Consider the following 6,866-nt stretch of genomic DNA (forward strand, 5'->3'; position numbering starts at 1 on the left):
CGCCTTCCGGGGAGAGGTTCTTCCAGAAGATCGAGTGGTTGGTGTGGCCGCCCAAGTGGAAGGCCAGGTCCTTGGACAGCTTCGGCACGTTGCCGAAGTCGCCGCTGGCCCGTGCCTCGGTGAGCTGATCCAGGGCGGTGTTGGCGCCGGCCACGTAGGTGGCGTGGTGCTTGGAGTGGTGCAGCTCCATGATCCGGGCCGAGATATGCGGTTCCAGGGCTGCGTAATCGTAATCGAGCTCGGGCAGTTGGTACGTGCTCATGGTTTCCTCCGTCTTCTCCCTGCCGCTGTTGGCGGCCGGGTCGGATGGTCCAACCGGACGGCGGTTTCCGTCCGGCAGCTCAAGCCGGTCTCCGTTGACCGGTGTCCGGGCGTACCCCGGTGCCCGTGCTGTGCTTAGTCGTCGAGCATCTCCGGCGTGACGTTGGCTTCCGTCCCCGGAATGCGCAGTTCCAGGGCCCGCTTGTCGGCCATGGCCAGCAGCCTGCGGATCCGGCCGGCAATGGCGTCCTTGGTCATGGGAGGATCCGCCAAGCGGCCGAGTTCGTCGAGGGAGGCCTGCTTGTGGGCAACCCGGAGTTCGCCGGCGTAGCGCAGGTGCTCCGGCACTTCTTCATCGAGGATCTCCAGCGCCCGTTCCACGCGCGCCCCCGCTGCAACCGCTGCCTGGGCCGAGCGACGCAGGTTGGCGTCGTCGAAGTTGGCCAGGCGGTTTGCGGTGGCACGGACTTCCTTCCGCATTCGGCGTTCTTCCCACACCATCAGCGCATCATGGGCACCCATCCGGGTCAAGAGCGCGGCGATGCTGTCGCCGTCGCGGATGACCACCCGGTCCACCCCGCGGACTTCGCGCGCCTTGGCCGCGATGCCCAGGCGCCGGGCGGCCCCCACCAGCGCCAGCGCGGCCTCCGGACCGGGGCAGGTGACTTCCAGTGCCGAAGAGCGGCCGGGTTCGGTCAGCGATCCGTGCGCCAGGAAGGCGCCGCGCCACACTGCCTCGGCGTCGGCCGCCGAGCCATTGACGACGACGGACGGCAGGCCACGGACCGGGCGGCCGCGACCGTCCAGCAGCCCGGTCTGCCGGGCGAGCGACTCGCCGTCCTTGACCACGCGCACCACGTAGCGGTTCCCGCGGCGCAGTGCCCCGCCGGAGACCACGATGATGTCACCGCTGTGGCCGTACACTTCGGCGATGGCGGTGCGCAGCCGCCGGGCCGTCGCAGCCAGATCAACTTCGGCCTCAATCACGATGCGGCCGGAAATGATGTGAAGCCCCCCTGCGAAGCGGAGCGTTGACGAAACCTCCGCCTTCCGTACCTGGGACTTCTTGATGTCAAGGCGAGCGAGCTCATCCTTGACTGCTGCGGTCAGCGCCATGCACCTTGTCCTTACCTAATCCTTGCTGTCCCCGAAAATGTCATGGTAGGCACTTGCCAGTCTCAGCGGATCGTGTACGGGGCGTCCACCTGAACTTCCTACTCTACCGAAGACCACGCGCGCACCGAGTTCGGCCGCGGCATCCTCGAAACGCTCCCTGCTATCGATCACGGCCGGGTCGGCCAACACGACGTCGAACCGCATCCCTGGTGCGCAGCGCTTAACGGCAGCCAGGTGGTCCGCGGCGGTCATGCCTGAGGTCTCCTTCGTGTCCACGGACAGATTCATCGTCAGGCAACGCCGGGCCGGAGTGTCGCACAGCGCGTCGCGCATGTCCTTCAGCATCAGATGCGGCAGGACCGATGTGTACCAGGACCCCGGTCCCAGGATGACCCAGTCGGCATACTCAACGGCGTTCAGCGCTTCGACGCAAGCGGGGGCATCGTCCGGCAGCAGGCGCACGTTGTTGACGTGGCTGTTCCGTCCGGCCGCCGCCAGCCGGGACTGGCCGGAAATCAGCGTGGTGCGCAACCGACCGTCCTCGCCCTGAACCAGCACGTCGCCCTCAATGGTCAGCGGCACGGTGGCCATCGGCAGCACCTCGCCGCGTGCTCCCAGCAGCGCACCGGCCCACTTCAGACCGGCGACCGGGTCCCCCAGCAACTCCCAGAGCGTGACAATCAGCAAGTTGCCCAAGGCGTGGTTGTCCAGCGATGGTTCGGCGCCCGGGGCTGATTTGAATCGATGCTGCATCACATCGCGCCAGGTCCGGCCCCAATCAGTGTCGTCACACAGCGCGGCGAGGGCCATCCGCAAATCTCCCGGCGGGAGCACGCCGAACTCCTGCCGCAGGCGTCCGGAGGATCCGCCGTCGTCAGCCACCGTGACGATGGCCGTCAACTCCGTGGTGAGCAACCGCAGCGCGCCCAGCGAGGCAGACAGCCCGTGTCCGCCGCCCAGCGCCACGACGGACGGAGGCGCTCCGCTCTTGCCGGTCCGGCTGCGGGAGGTTCCCGGGACGGGAACCAGCGGCATCGGTCCGGTCAGGATGGCCACTACTCGCGCCCCAGATCGCGGTGCTGGACAGTCACTTTGACGCTGGGCAACTGGGCCAGCCGCTTTCCGATTTCCTCGGCGACCGCTACCGACCGGTGCTTGCCGCCGGTACACCCGACCGCGATGGTGCCGTAGTGCTTGTTTTCGCGCCGGTAGCCCTCCAGCACCGGCTCAAGAGCTTCCACATAGCGGTTCACGAATTCCTCGGCACCGGAATCCACCAGCACGTAGTCGCGGACCTTGGCGTCCAGCCCGGTGAACGGGCGCAGCGAGGGGACCCAGTGCGGGTTCGGAATGAAGCGGACGTCGGCAACGAAGTTTGCGTCCACCGGAAGCCCGTACTTGAACCCGAAGCTGACCACGTTGATGCGCAACACGATGGGGCCGGATTCGGTGAACAGTTCAGTGATGGCCGTGGCCAGGGCATGGACGTTCATCTCGGTGGTATCCACCACCAGGTCGGCCGAGTCTTTGAGGCTGCTCAACAGCTCCCGCTCGGTGGTGATGCCGTCCGAAATACGGCCGTTGCCCTGCAAGGGGTGCGGCCGGCGGCCCTGTTCGAAACGGCGGACCAGCACCTCCTCCGAGGCGTCCAGGAAGAGTACCCGGTAGTGGATGCCGCTGGCCGCGAGGGCATGCAAAGCCTCGCGGATGTCGCGGAAGAGGCTCTGGCTGCGCACGTCCACCACCACGGCAAGCTTGGGCAGCGACTGGGGCATCCGCGACACCAGTTCGGCCAGCGTTCCCAGCATCTGCGGCGGCAGGTTGTCCACCACATACCAGCCGTGGTCTTCGAGGGCATGCGCGGCAGTGGTCCGGCCGGCGCCGGACATTCCGGTGACCACCAGTAGCTCGGATTCCACCGGCTTTTCCGGCGTCAAGTCCTCGTCCACTGTCATCGTCATTCCATCCATCCGACCACTCCTCGATTGAATCTCCAGCCTAACTAAGATTCGATGATTTCGCCGGTCGCCATATTCACCGCCGGTGCCTGCTCCTCTGTGGCTTCCGGGGCCAGCTGGCGCTTCAGCGAAGCGGCCAGCGCGGGGCCGATGCCCGGCACCTGCTGCAACTCCTCCACACTGGCTGCCTTGAGTTTCTTCGCCGAGCCGAAATGTTTCAACAGCGCCTTCCGCTTTGCCGGCCCCAGCCCCTGGATGCCGTCGAGCACGGACACCGTCATGGCCTTGCCGCGCTTTTGCCGATGGTAGGCAATCGCGAACCGGTGGGCCTCATCCCGGATGCGCTGCAACAGGAACAGCCCCTCGGACGACCGCGGCAGGATCACCGGGAAATCGTCGTCGGGCAGCCATACTTCCTCCAGCCGCTTGGCCAGGCCGACCACGAACACGTCGGTGATGCCCAGATCCGCCAGTGCCCGGGACGCCGCGGCCACCTGGGGCGGTCCGCCGTCCACCACCACCAGGTTGGGCGGGTAGGCGAACTTCGTCTTGGGCGCGGGTGTCAGGGTTGCTTCAAGCACGACGGCGGTGTCCCCGCCGGCGGCGCCGATCGCCTCCTCCGCAGCCACGCCGGCTGCGCCTGCTGCCGGTGCACCGGGCGGTTGTCCTTGTTCGGCAAGATAGTTCCGGAACCGGCGGCTGATCACGTCGTACATCGCGGACGTATCGTCGCGGGCCGCCTCGCCGGTGATCGCGAAGCGGCGGTAGTCGGATTTCTTCGGCAGCCCGTCTTCGACCACCACCATGGACGCCACCACGTTGGTTCCCTGCACGTGGGAGATGTCGTAGCACTCGATCCGCAGCAGCGCCACGGGCAGGTCCAGGGCCTCCTGGAGCTGCTGGAGGCCCGCCGAGCGCGTGGTGATGTCGCCAGCGCGCCGGCTCTTGTGCAGCGCCAGGGCTTGTTCGGCGTTCTCCCTCACGGTGGAGAGCAAGGCCGCCTTGTCGCCGCGTTTGGGCACGTGGATCTGCACTTTGCTGCCCCGCAGTCCGCTCAGCCAGGCCTGCAGTTCGGGGGCGTTCTCCGGTTCCTGCGGCAGCATCACCTGCCGCGGAATCCGGTCCGGTCCGTCGGCGTCTCCGTACACCTGTTGCAGCAGGTGCTCGGCCAGGTCGGCCGTGCTTTGGTCTTCGACTTTTTCCACCACCCAGCCGCGCTGTCCGCGGATCCGTCCGCCGCGCACATGGAAAACCTGGACGGCCGCCTCCAGCTCGTCCTGCGCCAGGGCGAAAACGTCAGCGTCGGTGTCTTCGCTCAGCACCACGGCATTGCGTTCGAAGACGCGGCGCAGCGCGGCGATATCGTCGCGGTGCCGGGCAGCCGCTTCATAGTCGAGTTCGGCCACCGCTGCGGCCATCTTCTTCTCCAGCGCACGGATAAAGCGGTCGGCTTCCCCTCCCATGAACGCGCAGAACTCGGCGGCCAGTGCTTTGTGGTCCTCGGGCGAGATCCGGCCCACGCAAGGGGCCGCGCACTTGTCGATGTAGCCCAGCAGGCAGGGCCGGCCGGTGCGCTGGGCGCGGTTGAAGACGCCGGTGCTGCAGGTACGGACCGGGAAAACCCGTAGCAGCGTGTCCACCGTCTCGCGGATCGCCTTGGCCGGGTAGTACGGGCCGAAGTATTTCACGCCCTTGCGCCGTTCGCCGCGCATCACCTGCACGCGCGGGAACTTCTCCCCCATCGTTACGGCCAGATAGGGGTAGGACTTGTCGTCCCGGAACATGATGTTGAAGCGCGGCGTGAACTCTTTGATCCACGTGTACTCCAGCTGGATGGCTTCCAGCTCGCTGCCCACGATCGTCCACTCCACCGAAGCGGCTGTGTGCACCATGGCATAGGTTTTGGGCAGCAGGTTCCTCGGGCTCGCGAAGTAGCTGTTGAGCCGCGACCGGAGGTTCTTCGCCTTGCCAACATAGATGACGCGGCGGTGCTCGTCCCGAAAGCGGTAGACGCCGGGATTGGTCGGGATCTCCCCCGTCCGGGGCCGGTAGGAAGCAGGATCAGCCATGGCCGGACACTCCCTTCCTCGCCTGGGTCCTTGGTGCCGTGCGGCCGGTCAAGCCGACGGCGTCTTGTTGTAGCTGTGCGAACGTTCCTGGCCGGTCAGATCCGCAATCGCATCCATAATCTGGTCAGTTGCGGACCGGCGCGCCGGCAGGGCATGTTCCGGTCCGGTCCGCTGGAAGTACAGTGGTTTGCCGATCCGCACGGTGAAGTGGTTCGGCCGGATCATCATCCTCCCGGCGGGCTGGAGCTGCTCGGTGCCGATCAGCCCGACCGGCAGCACCGGCGCTCCGGTCGTCAGGGCCAACCATCCCACGCCGGTGCGCCCCCGGTAGAGCTTGCCGTCACGGGACCTCGTTCCTTCAGGATAAATCCCGAAAGCCTCGTTGCGTTCCAGAACGTCCACGGCGCTTTGCAGTGCCGCCACGCTGGCTGCCTGTTCCCCCCGCTCCACCGGGATGGAGCCAACACTGTGGAAGAACCAGCGCATGGCAGCGCCTTTGGGGCCCCTCGTCGTGAAGTATTCTGCCTTGGCGAAAAAAGCCACCTTGCGCGGCATCATCGCCTGGATGATCACGCTGTCGAAGAACGACAGGTGGTTCGGGGCAACGATCACCGGGCCGGCTGCGGGAAAATTGGCAATGCCTTCAATTGTTGGCCGGCAACTGAACCGCAGGCCGGCGCGGAACGAGGCGCGCGTCGCTTCGAACGTCCTCATGCGGCCGGTCCGCGGCGTCCGGCCGGGACGCTCTCCGGTTGCACGGCGGTGAGGTCTGCAATGGCTGCTTCAAGCTCTTCCGCTGAGTCGACGACGACGGACGCGCCGGCAGCTTCCAGCTCGCCGCCGGCGGCGAATCCCCAGCTGACTCCGATACCCGGCACGCCATGATGGCGCGCAGCAGCCATGTCGTAGAGCCGGTCGCCCACCATGACCGCGCGGCCGAACGCGTCCTTGCCGCTCTCCAGCGCCGCCTGCAGGATCGGCACCTTGCCCAGACCCGGAGCCGCCGGCGCCGGATCGTCGCCCCCGGCTCCATGGACCCCGACGAAAAACTTCTCCAAGCCCTTGAGCCGCAGCAGTTCCCGTGCCAACCCCGTCGGCTTCTGCGTTGCGACGGCCAAAACCATGCCCGCGGAACGGAGCCGTTCCAGTAGTTCGATGATGCCCGGGTACACCCGGCTTGCCGCCATCCCGTGCCGCCGGTAGCCGGCCCGGTAGAACGCAATAACCTCAGCGAGCCGGTGCTCCGGCACCCCGGCGCCGCGCAGCGAGTCACCCAGCGGCGGCCCTACCAGGGACTCAAGAACCTCATCGGGCGGAACCGGCAGGCCGGCAGCTTCGAGCGCGCCGGCAATTCCGGTGGTGATAGCGCCCGCGGGGTCAACAAGGGTTCCGTCAAGGTCGAACAAGACCAGCGCAGGCAATTGAGTCACCCGGGCATTTTCCCACAGATCCGCGGATCGGC

The 6,866-nt window shown here is 66.8% G+C and carries 7 protein-coding genes; all 7 read right to left on the bottom strand.

Features of this window, described 5'->3' with window-relative positions; all coding sequences use genetic code 11:
- The coding region (locus tag AC5RWT_RS32805; RefSeq protein WP_494083862.1) for a superoxide dismutase at window positions 1-262 on the bottom strand (262 nt) is incomplete at its 3' end.
- Between the two features lie 134 nt (window positions 263-396).
- On the bottom strand, window positions 397-1,377 hold the full coding sequence (gene whiA, locus AC5RWT_RS32810) for a DNA-binding protein WhiA (protein ID WP_493967517.1): 981 nt from the start codon (window positions 1,375-1,377) through the stop codon (window positions 397-399).
- Between the two features lie 15 nt (window positions 1,378-1,392).
- Entirely contained in the window at window positions 1,393-2,433 is a 1,041-nt protein-coding gene (locus tag AC5RWT_RS32815) for a gluconeogenesis factor YvcK family protein (protein ID WP_494083863.1), read from the bottom strand.
- Entirely contained in the window at window positions 2,433-3,347 is a 915-nt protein-coding gene (rapZ, locus tag AC5RWT_RS32820; RefSeq protein WP_493967515.1) for an RNase adapter RapZ, read from the bottom strand. The genes AC5RWT_RS32815 and rapZ overlap by 1 nt, the downstream gene beginning before the upstream one ends.
- Before the next feature lie 32 nt (window positions 3,348-3,379).
- On the bottom strand, window positions 3,380-5,404 hold the full coding sequence (gene uvrC / locus AC5RWT_RS32825) for an excinuclease ABC subunit UvrC (RefSeq protein ID WP_494083864.1): 2,025 nt from the start codon (window positions 5,402-5,404) through the stop codon (window positions 3,380-3,382).
- 48 nt (window positions 5,405-5,452) lie between these two features.
- Window positions 5,453-6,118, bottom strand: coding sequence for a lysophospholipid acyltransferase family protein (locus tag AC5RWT_RS32830; protein WP_494083865.1), 666 nt, complete (start codon window positions 6,116-6,118; stop codon window positions 5,453-5,455).
- Window positions 6,115-6,866: HAD hydrolase-like protein (locus AC5RWT_RS32835; protein WP_494083866.1), on the bottom strand; the 752-nt coding region annotated here is incomplete at its 5' end. The genes AC5RWT_RS32830 and AC5RWT_RS32835, both read right to left, overlap by 4 nt.

The sequence above is a fragment of the Arthrobacter sp. Dra40 genome (genome assembly GCF_059091905.1).

What these genes read in the sequence shown, in the direction of transcription:
- whiA (WP_493967517.1), bottom strand. Translation starts at nt 1,377, where the DNA reads ATGGCGCTGACCGCAGCAGTCAAGGATGAGCTCGCTCGCCTTGACATC.
- rapZ (WP_493967515.1), bottom strand. Translation starts at nt 3,347, where the DNA reads ATGGATGGAATGACGATGACAGTGGACGAGGACTTGACGCCGGAAAAG.
- uvrC (WP_494083864.1), bottom strand. Translation starts at nt 5,404, where the DNA reads ATGGCTGATCCTGCTTCCTACCGGCCCCGGACGGGGGAGATCCCGACC.
- AC5RWT_RS32830 (WP_494083865.1), bottom strand. Translation starts at nt 6,118, where the DNA reads ATGAGGACGTTCGAAGCGACGCGCGCCTCGTTCCGCGCCGGCCTGCGG.